This window comes from Clostridium drakei (assembly GCF_000633595.2).
GTDB classification, from domain to species: Bacteria; Bacillota; Clostridia; order Clostridiales; family Clostridiaceae; genus Clostridium_AM; species Clostridium_AM drakei.
This window is the reverse complement of the sequence record NZ_JIBU02000014.1, coordinates 91,003-110,727: the sequence shown is the minus strand read 5'-3', so window position 1 is coordinate 110,727 and position 19,725 is coordinate 91,003. Positions and strand designations below refer to the sequence as shown.

Genomic DNA, 19,725 nt, shown 5'->3' with positions numbered 1-19,725 from the left:
TCTTCAAGCTTTAGAATAATTAAAACATTTAGCCGTGATGAAACACTTATCATATATCACAGAGTAAAAGTTAAAATCCAAACTTCCACTGCACCTTTGCGTCGTAATATGCTTATAATATTATGACTTTTTAATATATATTAGCTTCAACATACAAAATACTTTATTCTATCTTTTCGAAACTTTCTTTATTCACTCTGCAAATTGGACATCCCCAACTATCTGGTATATCTTTAAATGGAGTTCCTGGCAAAATTCCTGAATCAGGATCTCCAACAGCTGGATCATAAATATATCCGCATATTGTACATTTATATTTTGGTGCAGAACTTGTTGACTTTATAGGCTCAGTTTTATTTTCGTTTTGAGATATTGGAGTTTTAGATATTTTACCACGTTTTATATCTTGATAATATTGATATGTCATGGAGTCTATATCCTTAAGTAATTCTGCATTTAACACTTTACAAACAAATATTGTATGAGTAAAAACATCAACTTCCTTTTCAACTTGCAATTCAAAATAAGATGCTATACTATCCTCAATTATTGGTACACCACTTTCTCCTAATTTATACGATATACCTTCAAATTTATTTGTATCTCTTCCTGATCTAAATCCAAATCTTGCTACATAATCCATAGGTGTTTCCACTGATAATGCAGAAACTCCTATCAATTTACTTTTTTGTATATATTCATGAGTTAAATTTTGTTTGTTAATACTCACTGCAACCATAGCTGGATCTGATGTTATCTGAAAAACTGAATTAGCAATTTGTGCATTTAATTTACCATCCAAAACAGAACTTACTATATATAACCCATAACTTAATTTATAAAATGCTTTATTATCAATCATATACTTATTTATGCTTACATATCAAAAATGATCCTATAAGCATATCCCCTTTCTTTAATATAATTTTATCATTATAAAAAATTCACTTACATGTTACCCCATTCCAAACTTACATTATTCAAAGAATATTTCTGCATAAAACTACATTTGTAAGTTTCATTAACTCCCCCCTTTTTGTATAACTTTGTAACATTGAATAAATTATAACATCAATTGCATTAAAAATAAATATAATTTTCAAAAAACAATATGTTTTATTACTAAACATTTATTATTTGTTAATTCGTATATTAAAGCGGATAATTATTATAGAAACAAGAATTTCAAAGCTATCTCTTTCATTTTATTGAAATAAAAAAAGACTCCCCTTTCCACTATCAGATTTTTAATCTGTATAGTTTATGGGGAGAATTCACAATAAAATATAGGGTATTTATATTTTAATTGGATTTTAACTAAATTAAACACTATCTATTGAGAATCAACTATAATTTTATGATTACAATAAACCTACATTAAATACGTATATTCATCTCTTATGAATACTTTACGACATATTCTACTAAAAAACAATTTACATTATGAATGAACTTTTTATATTAGTTTATTCATAATGCATATATTATCTGATAATTCAAAATTAATTTTATATTGATTGTGTGCTTAAATAATTATTCATTTATTGAATTAAAAGTGTTATCTATTTTCCATAACAAATCAATTATGCTATAATATGTTAATAAGCATAGTTAACCTATTCGAAGTAGAAGTTTGTTATATAATAATATTAAAAATCAGCTTAATTCAAGGGGGCAACCAATGAAAAAATTAATTATTATAAATGGAACTATGGGAGTTGGAAAAACCGCAACTAGCAAAGCATTGTATAAAAAACTAGAAAATTCAGTATGGCTTGATGGTGATTGGTGCTGGATGATGAACCCTTTTATTGCAAATGAAGAAAATAAGTCAATGGTTATGGATAACATAACTCATCTTTTAAAAAATTTTCTAACGAATTCATCTTATGAATACGTAATATTCAATTGGGTAATACACCTAGAAGAAATATTTGAAATGATTTTAAGTAAACTTGACGGGTTAGAATTTGAAGTAATTAAGATAACCCTTATTTGCAATGAAACCAGTTTTATAAAAAGAGTATCAAAGGATATAAAAAATAATTTAAGAGAAAAAGAAGCTTTGGATGCTGGTTTAAATCGCATCCCTCTATATGAAAACATGAATACCATAAAAATTGATACAAGCGATATTTCCATTTCAGAAACAGCCGATAAAATTATTGAAATTATAAAAAATGACGCTATCCAATAGATTGCGTCATTTCTGTTTTGAAGGAAGTATAACTTTCCCTCACATTACCCAATATACTATAAACCAAGTCACTGCAGATAACAATTCAATTATGTACACCTTAGCCAATACAGCTCTCTTTCATTTCCGAACCACCCTTACAATGTCATGGTAAATACTTGCATAAGAAAATTTGGCAAGAACAGAGTTTACTTATCACAGTTTTTTTTGTTTTCTTACTATTCATATCACATACTATATTTGTGTTGTAACAATAATTAGCATTTTACATAAAATGTACTAAAAAAGGAGGATAAACTTATGAGTGAATTGACTTCATGTCAAAAGGAATGCATAAGAGTAGAAAGAGATTTTTATAATAAAATTAACAAAGAAATTCAAAACATTGATACTGAAATATTAAATATAAATATAAATATAGGCAACATCGTAGCAGAAAAAAATGATGCTACAAATAACTTTGATGCAGCTGAAAAGCAAGCTCAATTATCTCCAAGTAAAGAAACTCAACAGGCCCTTTTAGATGCTTCTGAGCGAAAGAAAAAGGCAGATGAAGAATTCAAAAAAATAAAAGACATGCAAAAAAAAGTTGAAAAGCTTAAAGAAGAACGTATGGATAAAAATGAAAAATTAAATAATGGTTTTATAAAGCTTATAGAAAAATATAGATCTTGTTGGGAAATATAAATTAAAAATAAATTTATAGAAACAAAGAAACTGTTGTATTAAAAAATTAGTGCAACAGCTTCTTTTTAAAAAAATAAATCTCTCACTTGGAAGAGTGAAAGATTTATAGTAAAATTAACAGCTATCACATAACTATTCTTCTTCATTATGTATTATTCTCATTAGATTATCTTTATGCCTAAATATCATTAAAATACACGCAAATAACGCAGAAACTGCTATGGAAATAGACAGATTCATAATAATACACATAACAGGTATTGTAATACCTATTGCAATTGACCTAATAGACACTACTTTGGTAAATAAGCGCAATATAAAATGAACTGCTACTCCAATTAGTGTTGGAAGTGGTGCTACAAAAATAAATGCACCAACAGTTGTATTTACTCCTTTACCCCCTTTAAATTTAAGGAAAGGAGTAAAATCATGTCCTAAAACTACTACTATTGCAATAATAGAGAGATATTCATTTGTGGGTATTGGCAATTTTGTAGTTTTTGCCAAATACATAGCTAAAATTATAGGAATTATTCCTTTGGTTATATCTACTATTTGAGTAAGGATTGATAATTTAGCCCCTACAATTCTTTTTACATTTGTGGAGCCTATATTTCCACTACCTTTAGTTCTTATATCAACTCCACGAAATTTTTTAGTAATTAAATATCCTGTTGGGATTGAACCACATAAAAAGGAAACCATAATTGTAATTATCATCATAATCATTTACTTCACCTTAAAATCATTTCTGTTTAATTTCGTAATCTATTTTATATAAGTCTGTTCTTCTATGCTTTAGTAAAGGAAGTGATTCTCTAACTTCATCTATGTAATCTAAATTTATACTTTGCACTAATATTCCTTCCTTTTCATCCAGCTTATTTATTATTTTCCCCCAAGGATCAACTAATAAAGAATTTCCATATGCTACATAAGAATAATTCACATTTCTAGCTGGTGATACTCCTACCATATAAATTTGATTATCTAAAGCCCTAGCTCTAAATGAAAGATCCCAATGAACAGGACCTGTAGTCATATTAAATGCAGCAGGTATAAATACTACTTTAGCACCTTCAAGTGCCATAATTCTTATAAGTTCTGGAAACCTTATATCATAGCAAATAGCTACCCCCATTTTTCCCCACTTAGTATCTATAATTGTGGCTTTATCTCCTGGTGTTAATACTTCTGATTCTTTAAATTTTACTTTATTTTTAATATCTATATCAAATAGATGCATTTTTCTATGTTTACCAATCAATTTTCCTTCATTATTAAATATAAAAGATGAATTATATACTTTTCCTTCATGAAGCTCAGGAATAGAACCACCTACCAAATATATATTTTTCTCTTTAGAAACTTCTGAAAGCATACTTAAAGTCTCATCTTTTAAGGAGCTTTCTCCATATTCCCTAAAATGTTTGTTGTTATATGGACAGTTAAACATCTCCGGAAGCGCTACAATTTCAGCTCCTTGATCTACTGCATTATTTATCATAATTCTAGCCTTTTTAATATTATCTTGTTTAGAAGTCTTCTCTACCATCATCTGACACAAACCTATTTTAACTTCATTCATTGTTTATCTTTAGTGAGAGAGTGTATAATAAGTACTAAACTCTCACTAAAACTCACCTCTTTCCTTTTTATACTCTTTTCTATATATAACATATTAATAACTTTGTTAGATTCATATACCAAACGTAATTTATCTCTATTTGAGTTTAGAGTCATCATGGCTTAATAATTCAATAGAATCTAAATCCTTCATTTTAAACCAAAAAACAACTGAAGCATTTTGGGTATTATCATATACATTACCTAATATATTAATAAGCTTAGATTCTCCATTAAAGCCTTTAAAGCTATACTCCTTACCATCTATTATAATTTTTCCTTCTATTCTATTTGTAAAATGAAGATTTAAATCAATTATGGAACCACTATATATCCCTCTATATATTTTCCCATTTATCTCAGCATTTACTGTACTTTGAATACCTGACTTTATTACAAGTACATTACTAAACGTTTTGTGTATGATAACTGGCTTTCTATATTTGTACATTCCTGTAGTATATATAAATGTAATAATGCTAATGGCAATGATAATATAGGACTTCTTTGATAACTTCTTCATAGTTCTCTTATCACCCCAATATTTTTATTTGTTCATACCATTTTGCGCTTATTCAAATATTATACAGTTATAATTAATAAACTTAATAAAAAAGTTCCCTTAAATCTAAAATTACAATTGTTATAACCATAACACATTATAAAATTTGGTTTAATAATTTAATTATAATTTATTAAACTATGAAAATAAATCCTATTTGAAAATTAGCTAAAAATATTTTGCCTAAATAGTGAGTTGTATTATTGACATTTATTCATAGTATTATATACTATCAAGTGAAACTGAATTCACATATGTTCAAATATAACATGAATATTAGTTTAGTTAACTTATACCCCATGCCGTAATCTATAATCAAAGGAGCTTAAATAAAATGAAACAACATTCACTTTCAAGAACAGAATTATTAATAGGACGTGATTCTTTAGAAAAGCTAAAAAATAGTACTGTAGTTATTTTAGGATTAGGTGGAGTAGGAAGCTTTTCTTTTGAAGCCTTGGTAAGAGGTGGCATCGGACATCTTATATTAGTAGATGATGATACTGTTTGTCTAACTAATTTGAATAGACAAATACATGCCAATTTTGATACTATAGGTAAATCTAAAGTTGAAGTTATAAAAGAAAGAGCTTTAAAGATAAATCCAGAATGTAAAGTAGAAATTCATCAAACTTTTATAAAAGAGGATAACATAGAAGACATAATACCTTTAGATGCAGATTATGTAGTTGATGCTATTGATACAGTTTCATCAAAATTATCCTTAATAGTATGGTGTAAAAATCATAACATAGATATAATAAGCTGTATGGGTACAGGAAACAAATTAGACCCTACCCAATTTAAAATAGCTGATATATATGATACAAAAATATGTCCTTTAGCAAAAGTTATGAGATATGAACTTAGAAAAAGAGGTATTAAAGACTTAAAGGTTCTTTATTCAGAAGAAGTTCCTATAAAACCTAATTATGAAGAAGTTGTAACTTGTAAAGAAGGTTGTGTTTGCACTGGAGGCACAAAAAAATGTGCAGCCAAAAGACAAATACCAGGAAGCATTTCTTTTGTTCCACCAGTAGCAGGTATGATAATAGGTGGAGAAGTTATTAAGGATATACTGAATATAAACTCTAAATAGTTGATACTTGTCAACTATGGCATATATAAAATTTGACTTAATATAAGCACATTGCGACGTAAGCATATGTAAGCGAAGTAACTTTCAACTGTATTCCGGCTGATATATGCTGTGAAGGAAAACTCACTTCATTAAGAAGTTCTAATGCTTGAGATATTGAAAAATGACTACCTCCTCAAATGCGACGTCCTGTCGCTTTCGGAGCTTTTGCCGTCCTGGCAAAAATTACGCCATTTTTCAATATCTCAAGCAAAGAACTTCTAAAATTCGTTCGCATCTTCCTTCACAGCATATATCAGTCTACATACAGTTGAAAGTTACTTCTTAGTGCATTACGTATACACATAATACTGTGATATAGTTTATGTATATTTCAGCTATTTTAATAATATTCTATGGCGCAGCTGCAAAAATAATAAATTTCTTTTAAGGTATTTCTATAAATATAGAAAGCAACTGACTTTTAAATGAAATATATTAGCCTATCAACAGGCTTAACTTTAATTTTTAAGCATTATAAGTTATGATTATAAATATAATTTTCACTTACTAAAACTACTTATAATAATGTAATTAGGTGCGTACACTTAAACTTGCTAGTTTGGATTTTAACTTTTAGGTAGTGATATATGCTAAGTGTGTCATCACATTAGCTAAATTGTTTTAGTATTATTCTTAGCTCAAAATTTTCGAAAGCCTTAGAACTTTAGTCCTGTTTGAGGGGACCGAGTTTGACAAAGTTCTTAGGCTTTCAAAAATTTCGAGCTTTAGAATAATTAAAACATTTAGCCGTGATGACACACTTAGCATATATCACGGACTAAAAGTTAAAATTCAAACTTCCACTGCATCCTTGTGTCGCATTATTTTTAAATTTCGAAGTTTCGATTAACTAGGAAGTCCCTTACTTCTTACATTATCTTCAAAAAGTTTGCTTATCTCTTCCTTTTCAAAATTCAAAACATTCCATTCCTTATTTAATACCATGTCTTTCTTTTGGATTTTAATTAAAAGTAAATTTTTCTTTTCTTCGGACCACTGCCAATCTGTAATTTCACTCCATTTAGTAAAATTATAATAGGAATTACTATAGAAACTTTTCTGTCCTATCCCCTTAGAAGTTATAATTTTTATTTTACTAAAATCATATATACTTAAAAGAAAATACATTACTATAAATATTCCTAATACTGAAAAATTATTTTTTATAATAACATAGACAAAATAAACACATATACCAATAAGTAATGCTGCTAAAAACTTTCTTTTAACCATATCCATATTCAATTTAAGCAGCATAGTACCATAATCATCTTCTCTGCTTCTTCCTTTAATAAAAGATAAATAAAATTGAATAATAGATGCAAAAATTAAAGCTGCTGTTAAAATATTTTCAAACTTCAAATGTATACCTCCTTACATAGTTACATATCACTTATTATAATATACAATAAACGTTTTTTCATTATAAATTATAAATTTTTTAAAATAGTATATTGTTTTCATTATTAACACAAAAACTAAAATATTTCTAATTTATCATAAATATTAAAAAATTATATATTTAACAATATTTTATTTGTCGAATTTTGCATTATTATTCTTTGAATACCTTTGTATTTTTATGATTTGTATAATTTAATACTTTTATTGAAAAATTTTATATAGTTTTTTTTGAAAAAACCCTTTATTTTTTGAAAAAGTTTGATATAATTTAAACATATAAAAAAATTGTACATTCAGAGGGGGTATACCTTAGTGTGTTGTGATAATTTAGAAAAACAATATTTTAACGAACTCGAACAATTCATAGATAACCTTGAAGAAAAAAAAGGATCACTAATCTCAGTTCTCCATAAAGCTCAAAATCTATTTGGATATTTATCAAAAGATGTGCAAAAATTTGTAGCAAAAAAATTAGATCTACCTATATCTAAAGTTAATGGGGTAGTCACATTTTATTCTTATTTCACTGAAGAACCAACTGGAAAATATGTTATAAATATATGCATGGGAACTGCATGTTTTGTTAAAGGCTCAGGAGATGTGCTTGAAGGATTTGAAAAAAAATTAAATATCAAAGTTGGCGAAACTACATCAGATGGTAAATTTACTATTCAAGTTTTAAGATGTGTAGGTGCTTGCGGACTTGCTCCTGTAGTAACTGTTAATGATAAAGTTTATGGTCATTTTACCAAACAAATGGTAGATAAAATTTTAGATGAATATAAGGAATAGGGGGAAAGGACATTGAATAAAATCAATTCTTATGAAGAACTCCAAAAATCATGCTTGAAGTATTCAGAAAATTTAAAAATAAGACAAGCATCCGAAGAAGAAGAAATTGCTGTTGAAAACAAAAGATGTAAACGTTATGTAACTGTTTGTGGAGGAACAGGCTGTAAATCCGCAGAAGGTGATGTAATTGTATCTAGTTTAAAAGAAGAAGTTGAAAAAGCTGGTCTTTCAGAAGAGGTTACTGTTGAAATTGCAGGCTGCTTCGGTTTCTGTGAAAAAGGACCAATTGTAAAAATAAGCCCTGACAATGTATTTTATGTTCATGTTACACCTGAAGATGCTTCTGATATAGTTAATGAGCATTTATTAAAGGGAAAAGTATTAGAAAATCTTTTATATGAAGAACCATCTATAAATGAAAAAGTAAAAAGACAGGATGAAATGTCCTTCTATAAAAAGCAGCATAGAATTGCACTTAGAAACTGTGGATTTATAAATCCTGAAGATATAACTGAAAGTATTGCAACTAAGGGATATTTGGCCCTTGCAAAATGTATTACAAAAATGAGCTCTGATGATGTTATAAAATTAATTATAGATTCAGGATTAAGAGGAAGAGGAGGCGGAGGTTTCCCTACAGGTAAAAAATGGTCCTTTGCTAAAGCTTATGATGCTGATCAAAAATATATAATTTGTAATGCTGATGAAGGAGACCCTGGTGCATTCATGGATCGTTCCATACTAGAAGGTGACCCTCACAGTGTATTGGAAGCTATGGCTATTGCAGGGTATGCTATTGGTGCTTCAAAGGGTGTTATATATATAAGAGCAGAATATCCTCTTGCAGTTAACAGACTTAAAACAGCTATTGACCAAGCTATTGAATATGGTGTTCTAGGTGATAAGATTTTAGGAACAGAATTCAGCTTCAATATAGATATAAGATATGGAGCTGGTGCCTTTGTGTGCGGTGAAGAAACGGCTTTAATTCATTCTGTAGAAGGCTGCCGCGGTGAGCCTACAAACAAACCACCATTCCCTGCTGAAAGCGGACTTTGGGATAAACCAACTTGCGTAAACAATGTTGAAACTTTAGCAAATATTCCAGCTATAATAAATAATGGTGCTGAATGGTACAGTTCTATAGGTACTGCAACTTCTAAAGGAACAAAGGTTTTTGCATTAGCTGGTAAAATAAATAACGTAGGTCTTGTAGAAGTTCCTATGGGTACAACTTTAAGAGAAATAATTTATGACATAGGTGGCGGTATTAAAAATGGACGTAAATTTAAGGCAGTACAAACCGGAGGACCTTCTGGTGGATGTATAACTGCTTCAAATTTAGATATTCCTATAGATTATGAATCCTTAACTTCCATAGGCTCTATGATGGGTTCTGGCGGAATGATTGTTATGGATGAAGATAACTGTATGGTTGATATAGCTAAATTCTATTTAGAATTTACTGTAGAAGAATCTTGCGGAAAATGTACACCTTGTAGAATTGGAAATAAACGCTTATTAGAAATATTGACAAGACTAACTAACGGACAAGGTACTGAAGATGACTTAGAAAAGTTAAAAGAGTTAGCACAAACTATAAAAGATACTTCTCTTTGTGGTCTTGGACAAACTGCACCTAACCCTATATTAAGTACAATGAAATACTTTGCTGACGAATATGAAGCTCATGTAAAAGAAAAATCTTGTCCAGCAGGTGTCTGTAAGAACTTACTTAAATATGAAATTACAGATAAATGTATCGGATGTACTAAGTGCTTGAGGAACTGTCCTGTAAATTGTATTAGTGGTAAGGTTAAACAAGTTCACACTATAGATCAAAGCAAGTGTGTAAAATGTGGAGCATGCTTCAGTGGATGCCCAGTAGATGCTATCATAAAAAAATAATTGTGCAAAATTTTTGAGAAAGAGGTGGAAGTTTTGAGTTTAGTTACTCTTACTATAAATAATAAACAAGTGCAGGTGGAAAAAGGCGCTACTATACTACAAGCTGCAAAACTACTTGAAATAGAAATACCTACTTTATGCCATTTAAAGCTTCACGACGGATTTGAAAATAAGCCTGGTTCATGTAGAGTTTGTGTAGTAGAAGTAGAAGGCAGAAGAAATCTTGCTCCTGCATGTACTACTCCTGTAACTGAAGGTATGGTAGTAAAAACTAATTCCATAAAAGCAATAAAAGCTCGTAGAAATGTAGTAGAACTTATTCTTTCAGACCACCCACAAAACTGCTTGCTTTGTGAAAAGAACACTAACTGTGAACTTCAAGCTTTAGCAGCTGATATGGGAATACGTGAAATTAAATATAAAGGTGAAATGTCAACTTATGCAAAGGATACTTCTAGTCCTTCCATAGTTCGTGATTTAGATAAATGTATATTATGTAGAAGATGTGAAACTGTATGCAGCGAAATTCAAACTGTTTCTGCATTGTCTGCAGTAAGCAGAGGTTTTGACACTGTTGTATCTCCTGCTTTTGGTACTGCAATGATAGACACAAACTGTACATTCTGTGGTCAATGCGTGGCAGTCTGTCCAACAGGTGCTTTAGCAGAAGTTAACAACACAGCTAAGGTTTGGGATGCATTAAACACTGAAGGTAAACTTGTTATAGTACAAACTGCACCAGCTGTAAGAGCAGCTCTTGGAGAAGAATTTGGTTTAGGACTTGGAAAACCAGTTACAGGTAAAATGGTTGCAGCACTTCGTTCTTTAGGCTTTGATAAAGTTTTCGATACAGATTTTGCTGCTGATTTAACTATAATGGAAGAAGCAACAGAGCTTATGGATAGAATTACAAATGGCGGCAAGCTTCCAATGCTTACAAGCTGCTGTCCTGGATGGATAAACTTTATTGAACATGAATTTAGTGATTTACTTGATTCTCCATCCAGCTGTAAGTCACCTCAACAAATGTTTGGTGCTGTAGCTAAAACTTATTTTGCTGAAAAAATGAATATGGACCCTAAAGACATCATATTAGTTTCAGTTATGCCTTGCCTTGCTAAAAAATACGAAGCTGCAAGACCTGAAATGAATAGTGATGTGGATATTGTTATAAGTACTAGAGAACTTGCAAAAATGATCAAAGAAGCAGGAATAAATTTTGAAAGGCTTCAAGATGAAGATTTCGACAGTCTTCTTGGCGAATCCACTGGTGCTGCTGTTATATTTGGAGTAACAGGTGGTGTTATGGAAGCTGCTCTTCGTACAGCTTATGAATGGATTACTGGAGAAAAGCTAGATAATGTAGATTTTGAAGTTGTTCGTGGTTTAGATGGAATAAAAGAAGCTTCAATAAAAATAAAAGATATGGAAGTAAAAGCTGCTATTGCAAGTGGTCTTGGAAATGCACGTAAACTTCTAAATAAAATTAGAGAAGGCACAGCTGATTATCAAATAATCGAAATAATGGCTTGCCCTGGTGGATGTATAGATGGCGGCGGTCAACCATATATCCATGGAAAATATGAAATTTTAAAAGACAGAATGAATGCTTTATATGAAGAAGATAGAAATAAACCTTTAAGAAAATCTCATGAAAATCCAGCTATAATTAAGCTGTATGATGAATTCTTAGGTAAACCAAATAGTGAAAAAGCACACAAATTACTTCATACTAAATATACTAATAAAGAGTGCTAAAATATTAATTTGTTACCCTAAACCTTAAAGATTTATATAAAAGTCGAGGATACATTAAATTCCCCAATTTAATGTATCCTTGATTTTTGTAACAAATCAAAATTACACAGACAATATGTCAAATAATACTTTAACAAAGAATATAGTCAATACAGTCATAATAATAGGTCTTACTATTTTTGTGCCTTTTTTGGTGAAATAACCAGCACCAATATAATTTCCTAAAATATTGAATAAGCCTGCAACTAATCCTAAAATAAGAAGTACCTTTCCATTTATAATGAAGGTAATAAGTGCTGCCACATTTGAAGATAAATTAATAGCTTTCGTGGTTCCTGCTGAAAGATTTAACCCCAAATGTGCAATACCAGTAAGCAGTAATAGTAAAAATGTTCCTGCCCCAGGTCCATAAAAGCCATCATACAATCCTACAAAGAATGCTATAAGCATACATATTAAATAGGTTTTAGTAGTAGATAATGTTTTAATGTCTTCATTATCTTTAAAATTGCGTTTACGCAAAACATAGAAAGCAGTAATTGGCAATATAGCTAGCATCAAAATTTTAAAGTAAAAATCACTAATTTTTAAGGCAATCTCTGCACCAATTGGTGACCCCAATAATGCACAAGCAGCACTACAAGCTGCCAATTTCATTTTTATATATCCATTTTTAGCATAGCGATATGTAGCTATAGTTGTACCCATACTTGAACTCAATTTATTTGTACCAATAGCCAAATGAACTGGAACTCCTGAAATCATGAATGCCGGAATGGATATAAGTCCCCCACCACCTGCAATTGCATCTACAAAACCAGCAAAAAAAACTAATGGACATATGATAATATACTCAATCATTTTTAATCTCCTCATAAGTTTTATTGATGAGTTGATATTATCATCCTTTTGTTATATAATCAAATTTATATATTTTACTATACATATAAATTTAATTTATACAGGGGTGATAAAATTGTTTCAAAATATGAATTATGTTTATGAAATATACAAATCTGGAAGTTTCTCAAAGGCAGCAGAAAACTTGCATATAACACAACCAGCCTTAAGTATTGCAATTCGTAAATTGGAACAAGAACTTGGTCAGCCTTTATTTGAACGAAAAACATCTCCACTAAAATTAACAGCCGCAGGACAGATATATATTGATAAAGTAGAAAAAATTATATCCATGGAACAGGAATGTGCTGATTACTTTCAAAACTTAAATGAAGTTAAAGTTGGAAAAATTAGAATTGGTGGTGCTATCATATCTATGACCTATTTGCTTCCTGAACTTATTGTTGAATTTTCAAATCAATATCCAGGCATAGAAATTGCTGCAAAGGAAGCATCTCTTCCTGTACTTAAAAACATGCTGGCAGATGGAAGTATTGACTTAATTTTAGATACTGATTGGTTTCAAGAAGAAATATTTCAGTCCATTCCTTTATTTGAAAATCAAATTTTACTTGGTATACCTTTGAATCTTCCTGTAGACAAAAAAATTTTTGCTTGCGGCATGACATCCAAGGAAATTAGAAAAAATAAACACCTTTCTAAAAAGCAGCCAGCTATTGATCTATACAATATGGAAAACTTTCCTTTTCTTTTACCAGAGCCTACAAATGAAATTTTTGGAAGATCAAAGGCTATCTTTCATTATTATAACATTACTCCATTAGTAAAAATGTCTTTCAATCAACAGATGACTTCCTTTGAATTTGCTTCAAAAGGACTTGGAGCAGTTTTTATTGCAGATACTCTTATAAAATGCTCTCCAGATGCAGAAAATCTTCGCTTTTACAAATTAAAATGCCCTATGCCAAAGCGTGGCGTTGCCATTGCTTATAATAAAAAGAGATATGTTACTAAAGCCACTAAGCGTTTTATTGATTTCACTACAGAATTTTATAAAAATAAACTTATTCCTTAATTTACTAAAAACTTAAAAAAGATAGCTGTTACACTAATCACTTGATCTACAATATGTTATTTTATAAATTAAAAAATAACACCATACATTGCACTGTTTATTCTTAGTGTAACAACTCCAAAAAGATTATTTGCCATAATTATATTGATATCTATTTATTTTTAATATATTCGATATACTTATCACCCCAAATTCTGAACTCTTTTAGCACTGGTCTAAATGCTTTTCCCAAATCAGTTAACGAGTACTCCACTTTAGGTGGAATTTCTGAATAAATATGTCGTTTAACCAATCCAAAGTCTTCTAACATCCTCAATTGCTTTGTTAGTGTTCCCTGGGTGATACCATCCATTCTCCTTTGTAATTCCCCATAACGCAGTACTCCTTCATCCAAATGATACATAATTAAAATTGACCATTTTCCCGAAAATACTTTTTGTGCTGTAAAATATGGACATTTCCCAAAAAGACTATTAGAATCCTCCATTAAATCTCCTCCTTCAGTATCTTTCATATACTTACATCTATAAAAAATCGTACTTGTTATTTTTATTGTACATGGTATTATTAATGCATAATCAATTTTAACATACATATATGAGAGGAGCAATAATCATGAAAAAAGCATTAGAATTTTTAAAAGAAAGCGGTACCTTTTACCTAGCAACTAATGAAGGTGATCAACCAAGAGTAAGACCTTTTGGTGCTGTATTTGAATACGAAGGAAAATTATATATTGTTTCAAATAATACAAAAAAATGTTTTAAACAAATGATGGAAAATCCTAAAGTTGAAATTAGTGGTATGAATAAAAAGGGTCAATGGATTCGTGTTACTGGAGAAGTTGCAAATGATGATAGACGTGAAGTGAAAGAATTAGCACTTGAAGCTGTTCCATCTTTAAAATCCATGTACAATGTTGATGATGGAATTTTCGCAGTTTTATACTTTACTAAAGGAACAGCTACTATTTCTTCTTTCACTGCTGAACCTGAAACATTTTCACTATAATACTTACTAAATTTCTTAGTACAATATGACCTTTATTAAAGACTTAACTTTAGCAGTTTAAAAATTATGCGACACAAGATGCAGTGGAAGTTTGGATTTTAACTTTTACTCCGTGATATATGATAAGGGTGTCATCACGGCTAAATGTTTTAATTATTCTAAAACAATTTAGCTAATGTGATGACACCCTTATCATATATCACTGCATAAAAGTTAAGATCCAAACTAGTGACTTCAAATATATGCACATAATTAAATTGTTATAAGTAATTTTAATAAGCCAAATTATATTTATAATCATAACTTACAACGCCTAAATATTAAGGTGTAGGCTGCGCCATAGGATATTATTAAAATAGCTGAACTATACATAAACTAGTTACTAAGTATTATGAAAGCTACACTTTTTATTAGAGTCATATCAGAAAGTATTATAAATGCACGTAATGCACTAAGAAGTAACTTTCAACTGTATGGAGACTGATATATACTGTGAAGGAAGATTCGAACAAATTTTAGAAGTTCTTTGCTTGAGATATTGAAAAATGGCGTAATTTTTGCCAGGAAGGCAAAAGCTCCGAAAGCGACAGGACGTCGCATTTGAGGAGGTAGCCATTTTTCAATATCTCAAGCATTAGAACTTCTTAATAAAGTGAGTTTTCCTTCACAGCATATATCAGCCGGAATACAGTTGAAAGTTACTTCGCTTACATATGCTTTTTATATTAAATTAAAGTTTTGCATATGCGAGATTTGATTTAAATATATGCTCTTACATTTTTCCTTCAGCCTTGACACTGCGAGCTAAACTATTGGCAGCCAATTTTCCAGTGTATAGGGCTCCTTGCATCCAACCATGGGTTGCAGATGCATGTTCTCCTGCAAAGAATACCCTATTATCATACTCTGGTTTTAAAATATTATATGAAAAAATTCTTTTTTGTTCTGGTGTAAAAAATGCTACGGCTCCCCTAAACCATTCTTCTTCATTCCAATGAATAAATTTCGACTTCATTACTATGGAATTTAGATAATTTCTAGGAAGACCATGAACTTGCTCAACCTGCCTTTCAACTTGCTGTATGTGAGCCTCTCCCTTTATAGCTCCTATATGTGTAGCATACTTGTTTAAATTGTATGAACCTATTAATACCCCTGGTTCATTTGGATTAGCTCCAGTTAAAGCATGATCTGAAGGATACAATATATTTGTTATAGATAAATCCGTATTACTTACACCTCCTACAATCCTTCCATAATCCGCATCTTCTTCCCAAAAACGCTTTTTACACAACAGCAGAGCTCTATGCCCATCTACATAGTTTATTTCCCTTATTGCTTGCATTTTTCTATTACTAAAGAAAGGTGAAATATCCATGGTTGAAAGTGTTGTAAATGGAATTGCACAAATAACATAATCAAATGCTTCTGTAGCTTCTCCTTTAATATTATTACCTTTGTATCTCAATACAACATTTTTTTCATTTTCAGCTTTATATATTCCCCATACTTGACTACCTTTTTTCCAAGTCACATTTCCCAGTTCATTCTGAGGTATTTTATATTCTTTAGGTGATTTCGATGTTAGAGATTTATAAAATGCATTTGGCAAATTTACATTGCCACCAGCAATTCTGTAAAGATAAGAGAAATTTTCTGGATAATCCTCCTGCAACACTTCATTGTAAGATAAATCAATTAGTGCACCTGTAAATGCATCAACACTTGCTATCATATCTATGGCATCAGGACTAAGACCTAGCATTTCAAAATTTTGACGGATGCTAATATTAAGTAATGTATTATAACTTGGACTATAAAGAGGAAGAATTTTTAAAATTTCCGCTCTTACTTCTGGCCGCAGATTATTCATAAAAAAATGCACTGCATATTCATAAAGCCTTGGCCAAGCTGTATTTTTTTCTCTTCTAGTTAAATTATATTTTGGATAAATTTTTTCTTCAATGCTTCTAGGATTGTTTCTAGCTCTTGTTTCTTGTACATATACAAAGTCATTAGGATTATTTTGAATAAATGGCTGTGTATCAAGTCCAAAAAGATTAATATAATGCCAGGTAGATTCATGCGATACTGGAATTCTAAGTGGACCAAGCTCTCCATAAAACTTTTTATCTTCATCAAAATAGTAAGTATATACTCTTCCACCAACCCTATCTTCTAAAGCATCAAATACTGTTATGTCAAATCCAAGTTTTCTAAGTTCGAAAGCTGATGACATACCAGCAAGGCCTCCACCTATAATACCTACCTTAATTTTCTTAAATTCACCTGGATATGCATAATTTAAAATATCCGGCGGAGGACTTAAAAGCTTAATAATGTTATTAAAGTCAATTAATCTGCCTGATTTACGCAATGCATTCTTTAACAATGCATATCTTTGTTCATTAGATGGATTAGATGGTTGAATATCAGCTCTATATGCTTCCATAAGTCACTACAACTCCTAAAAATATTCCTTAATAACATGTATATTCAATGTTATATATCTAATTCCAACTAAATTAATCTTCTAATTTAAGCTGTAAATTATATTTTTAATAGTTTCTCTGGAATCGCCATAACTTAAATATCCTTCTGAGACATCAATTGCTTTAAACACATTTTTAATAAAATTACCTACTGAAGTTTTCATTTTATTTGAATTATAATAATAATCTATTTTTTCATCTAATTGATCTAAGCAGCTGATTGATATTTTGATTTTATACTTTAATCCTTTTACATTTAATAAATCATTTTGTATTGTTTTTGATAAAAGATCAAGGTCTAGTAAGCCAAATCTTAAGGTATCTTGATAAGGATTTGGTATGTTAGTCAAATCCTCTATTTTTTCATATGGCTTTGTTTCTAATTCATTTGGAAACGGACCAGCTCCATGCCTTGTCATGTAAGCCCTTGTTGCATATACAATTTCTACATTTTCCATGCTGTATCCAGCTTCTTTTATTAATTCATTTACATTTTTCATTCCTGTATTAGATCGTGTAACATGAGGAAAAAATTCATGATTTTGATCAAGTAAAAGTCCTTGAGCACCTTCAAATAATACATCATCATATGAATTCAATATTTTTAAATTTGTAACAGTTATGGTATGAAGCATATTTTTTATATCTAATAAATAATTTTCAATTATCTCTTTACTTGAAATTATATCTAAAAACATATCTGGAATATTATCTATTCCTAATTCCATTAACCTTTTTTGTAAATATAAATCTTTAATGTTTTTTAGCACTTTTCTAACTAGAGCTTCATTTTTCAAATCCTCAACTGTTAATTTGAAACAATTTTTAGATATGCTGCGCTGAATAGTTTCATTAAAACCTAATCCACAGCTTCCATGTTTATTCCTGCCTCGAACCATTTCAGCCATTTGATTTATTATCATGTCATATGGTGTTGTAACGTAACAATCTTTATCTATAAATACAGCAGGTTTTACATTTTTGCTCTTTAAGCTGTTAAATTCTTTAATATAAGTTATAGGATTAACTACAAAGAATCTGCTTAAATAGGTTGGTAATCCCAAAAAGGAACCTGAACCAAAATGTCCAAAAACATGCCTGTGTCCATTTGGAGTTACAACAGTATGACCTGCCTGAGCACCACCATTAAATCTTACAACTATCCCGTTATTTAAAGTAGATGAAAGATAATCCGTCATCAATCCCTTACCTTCGTCTCCAAAATTCGCACCAATAACAACTTTAATATTTTTCATTTACAACACCTTCTTTTAAAAAAATTAGAACCTTACAATGCCATCGCTTAATTTAGAATTGTTATTTAATGCTTTAATAGCTTTTTCTACAACAAGTGCTGTAGAGCCATCCCAGCTTGATATTACAGTATCAGTATTAGCACCATTTACCACCTGTAAAGTTGAAACAATAACTTCACTCATTTTTTTATAATCTGAAAGCAATATAGCTCTTTGGCCAAGAAGATTTCTCCACTTCCTTATAACTTCATCTCTTCCATAACGCATATGATGTCCTTCTTCTACAATCAAATGAAATACTTCATACTGTCTGCTTACCATAGTTAATAATTGTTCTGCTGACAGTTCTTTAAATTGAGGATTATATCCAAATACACTTTCAATGTGAGAAGCTAATAAGTTAGGCGTTGGTTCTTCATCACCTATTGTAAACAAGAAACCCTTTTTCTTTCTTTTTTCAAAGCTATCTATTCTCGTATGCATTGAAGCAAAATACCATGCAAGAATATACCCTTCAAAACTATTTCCTCCTCCCCGTCCTTCAAGGTAAATTTTAGCTAATTGTTTGGCAATCCTAATATCCGCTTCAAATTGCGTAACCTGCAGTGGCGCTGTATCCCCTGCATGTACATCTCCAATACCCATGAACATTATATGTGGATCAGGTACAGGCTTCCTATCATATATTTCTGTTGCAAGAGTAACTAAACCATCTCTTGCCATTGATTCAGCAATACAGCCCATTGATCCTGTTTCATCCAAACCTATGATTATAGGTGTTGAATTTGGATTGCTTGGCGAATCACAAGATTCCCTCATTTTAATATTTTTAGGATCTAATTCATCCACAATAGACCTTGATGTGTATATATCTGTTACACTCTTTGCCTTTGATACAGTATCCTTTGCATAATTTTTCCAATCACTATAATTAAATCTACCAGTTCCCATAATT

General features: G+C 30.3%; 18 protein-coding genes. 8 read left to right on the top strand and 10 right to left on the bottom strand.

The features are described 5' to 3' along the window. Positions 1-163 precede the first annotated feature (163 nt). Entirely contained in the window at positions 164-862 is a 699-nt protein-coding gene (locus EG57_RS0208980) for a flavin reductase (protein ID WP_032076890.1), read from the bottom strand. 819 nt (positions 863-1,681) lie between these two features. Here EG57_RS0208980 and EG57_RS0208975 point away from each other — a divergent pair. Together EG57_RS0208975 and EG57_RS0208970 are read left to right on the top strand one after the other, a co-directional pair. Further along, positions 1,682-2,197: an AAA family ATPase gene (locus tag EG57_RS0208975; RefSeq protein WP_032076889.1), complete on the top strand. Its 516-nt coding sequence runs from the start codon at positions 1,682-1,684 to the stop codon at positions 2,195-2,197. 300 nt (positions 2,198-2,497) lie between these two features. Continuing rightward, positions 2,498-2,884, top strand: a complete 387-nt coding sequence (locus EG57_RS0208970) for a hypothetical protein (protein WP_029163763.1) — start codon at positions 2,498-2,500, stop codon at positions 2,882-2,884. Between the two features lie 132 nt (positions 2,885-3,016). Here EG57_RS0208970 and plsY read toward each other — a convergent pair whose 3' ends face one another. The 3 genes from plsY to EG57_RS0208955 all read right to left on the bottom strand — a co-directional run bounded on the left by plsY (position 3,017) and on the right by EG57_RS0208955 (position 5,033). Next, positions 3,017-3,613, bottom strand: coding sequence for a glycerol-3-phosphate 1-O-acyltransferase PlsY (gene plsY / locus EG57_RS0208965; protein ID WP_200880536.1), 597 nt, complete (start codon positions 3,611-3,613; stop codon positions 3,017-3,019). 16 nt (positions 3,614-3,629) lie between these two features. Further along, a complete protein-coding gene (locus tag EG57_RS0208960; protein ID WP_032076888.1) occupies positions 3,630-4,472 on the bottom strand; it encodes a carbon-nitrogen hydrolase family protein in 843 nt (280 codons plus the stop codon). A 135-nt stretch (positions 4,473-4,607) separates the two neighbouring features. After that, the gene (locus tag EG57_RS0208955; RefSeq protein ID WP_032076887.1) at positions 4,608-5,033 is read right to left on the bottom strand and encodes a hypothetical protein; all 426 of its coding nucleotides are present in this window, start codon (positions 5,031-5,033) and stop codon (positions 4,608-4,610) included. Positions 5,034-5,406: 373 nt separating this feature from the next. On the opposite strand from EG57_RS0208955, the gene EG57_RS0208950 reads away from it, so the two are divergent. Beyond that, positions 5,407-6,171 carry a tRNA threonylcarbamoyladenosine dehydratase gene (locus EG57_RS0208950; RefSeq protein WP_032076886.1) on the top strand — a complete coding sequence of 255 codons (765 nt, stop codon included), beginning with the start codon at positions 5,407-5,409 and terminating at the stop codon, positions 6,169-6,171. A gap of 888 nt (positions 6,172-7,059) precedes the next feature. Here EG57_RS0208950 and EG57_RS0208945 read toward each other — a convergent pair. After that, a complete protein-coding gene (locus tag EG57_RS0208945) occupies positions 7,060-7,575 on the bottom strand; it encodes a hypothetical protein (protein ID WP_032076885.1) in 516 nt (171 codons plus the stop codon). A gap of 354 nt (positions 7,576-7,929) precedes the next feature. Here EG57_RS0208945 and EG57_RS0208940 point away from each other — a divergent pair, with 354 nt between their 5' ends. Genes EG57_RS0208940 through EG57_RS0208930 form a run of 3 tightly spaced genes read left to right on the top strand, consistent with a single transcriptional unit; the run spans position 7,930 to position 12,075 of the window. Beyond that, positions 7,930-8,409 (top strand): NADH-quinone oxidoreductase subunit NuoE family protein, encoded by a 480-nt coding sequence (locus tag EG57_RS0208940; RefSeq protein ID WP_032076884.1) that lies wholly within the window; start codon positions 7,930-7,932, stop codon positions 8,407-8,409. 12 nt (positions 8,410-8,421) lie between these two features. Further along, positions 8,422-10,317, top strand: a complete 1,896-nt coding sequence (locus EG57_RS0208935) for an NADH-quinone oxidoreductase subunit NuoF (RefSeq protein WP_032076883.1) — start codon at positions 8,422-8,424, stop codon at positions 10,315-10,317. Between the two features lie 33 nt (positions 10,318-10,350). Continuing rightward, entirely contained in the window at positions 10,351-12,075 is a 1,725-nt protein-coding gene (locus tag EG57_RS0208930) for an NADH-dependent [FeFe] hydrogenase, group A6 (RefSeq protein ID WP_032076882.1), read from the top strand. A 102-nt stretch (positions 12,076-12,177) separates the two neighbouring features. On the opposite strand, the gene EG57_RS0208925 is transcribed toward EG57_RS0208930, so the two are convergent. Next, the gene (locus EG57_RS0208925) at positions 12,178-12,936 is read right to left on the bottom strand and encodes a sulfite exporter TauE/SafE family protein (RefSeq protein WP_032076881.1); all 759 of its coding nucleotides are present in this window, start codon (positions 12,934-12,936) and stop codon (positions 12,178-12,180) included. A gap of 115 nt (positions 12,937-13,051) precedes the next feature. On the opposite strand from EG57_RS0208925, the gene EG57_RS0208920 reads away from it, so the two are divergent. Then, positions 13,052-14,011, top strand: coding sequence for a LysR family transcriptional regulator (locus EG57_RS0208920; RefSeq protein ID WP_032076880.1), 960 nt, complete (start codon positions 13,052-13,054; stop codon positions 14,009-14,011). A gap of 151 nt (positions 14,012-14,162) precedes the next feature. Here EG57_RS0208920 and EG57_RS0208915 read toward each other — a convergent pair whose 3' ends face one another. After that, the gene (locus tag EG57_RS0208915) at positions 14,163-14,498 is read right to left on the bottom strand and encodes a winged helix-turn-helix transcriptional regulator (protein WP_032076879.1); all 336 of its coding nucleotides are present in this window, start codon (positions 14,496-14,498) and stop codon (positions 14,163-14,165) included. Positions 14,499-14,626: 128 nt separating this feature from the next. Between EG57_RS0208915 and EG57_RS0208910 the strand changes: the two genes are divergently transcribed. Next, complete coding sequence (locus EG57_RS0208910; protein ID WP_032076878.1) at positions 14,627-15,022, top strand: pyridoxamine 5'-phosphate oxidase family protein; 396 nt, start codon at positions 14,627-14,629, stop codon at positions 15,020-15,022. Between the two features lie 772 nt (positions 15,023-15,794). Here EG57_RS0208910 and EG57_RS0208905 read toward each other — a convergent pair. The 3 genes from EG57_RS0208905 to EG57_RS0208895 form a co-directional block, all read right to left on the bottom strand. After that, complete coding sequence (locus EG57_RS0208905) at positions 15,795-17,474, bottom strand: flavin monoamine oxidase family protein (protein WP_032076877.1); 1,680 nt, start codon at positions 17,472-17,474, stop codon at positions 15,795-15,797. 81 nt (positions 17,475-17,555) lie between these two features. Continuing rightward, a complete protein-coding gene (locus EG57_RS0208900; RefSeq protein ID WP_032076876.1) occupies positions 17,556-18,770 on the bottom strand; it encodes an adenylosuccinate synthetase in 1,215 nt (404 codons plus the stop codon). Positions 18,771-18,794: 24 nt separating this feature from the next. Next, on the bottom strand, positions 18,795-19,721 hold the full coding sequence (locus EG57_RS0208895) for a hypothetical protein (protein WP_032076875.1): 927 nt from the start codon (positions 19,719-19,721) through the stop codon (positions 18,795-18,797). Positions 19,722-19,725 lie beyond the last annotated feature (4 nt).

Coding starts and splice junctions, on each gene's coding strand:
- EG57_RS0208980 (WP_032076890.1), bottom strand. CDS start 862: ATGATTGATAATAAAGCATTTTATAAATTAAGTTATGGGTTATATATA.
- EG57_RS0208975 (WP_032076889.1), top strand. CDS start 1,682: ATGAAAAAATTAATTATTATAAATGGAACTATGGGAGTTGGAAAAACC.
- EG57_RS0208970 (WP_029163763.1), top strand. CDS start 2,498: ATGAGTGAATTGACTTCATGTCAAAAGGAATGCATAAGAGTAGAAAGA.
- plsY (WP_200880536.1), bottom strand. CDS start 3,613: ATGATTATGATGATAATTACAATTATGGTTTCCTTTTTATGTGGTTCA.
- EG57_RS0208960 (WP_032076888.1), bottom strand. CDS start 4,472: ATGAATGAAGTTAAAATAGGTTTGTGTCAGATGATGGTAGAGAAGACT.
- EG57_RS0208955 (WP_032076887.1), bottom strand. CDS start 5,033: ATGAAGAAGTTATCAAAGAAGTCCTATATTATCATTGCCATTAGCATT.
- EG57_RS0208950 (WP_032076886.1), top strand. CDS start 5,407: ATGAAACAACATTCACTTTCAAGAACAGAATTATTAATAGGACGTGAT.
- EG57_RS0208925 (WP_032076881.1), bottom strand. CDS start 12,936: ATGATTGAGTATATTATCATATGTCCATTAGTTTTTTTTGCTGGTTTT.
- EG57_RS0208915 (WP_032076879.1), bottom strand. CDS start 14,498: ATGGAGGATTCTAATAGTCTTTTTGGGAAATGTCCATATTTTACAGCA.
- EG57_RS0208910 (WP_032076878.1), top strand. CDS start 14,627: ATGAAAAAAGCATTAGAATTTTTAAAAGAAAGCGGTACCTTTTACCTA.
- EG57_RS0208905 (WP_032076877.1), bottom strand. CDS start 17,474: ATGGAAGCATATAGAGCTGATATTCAACCATCTAATCCATCTAATGAA.
- EG57_RS0208900 (WP_032076876.1), bottom strand. CDS start 18,770: ATGAAAAATATTAAAGTTGTTATTGGTGCGAATTTTGGAGACGAAGGT.
- EG57_RS0208895 (WP_032076875.1), bottom strand. CDS start 19,721: ATGGGAACTGGTAGATTTAATTATAGTGATTGGAAAAATTATGCAAAG.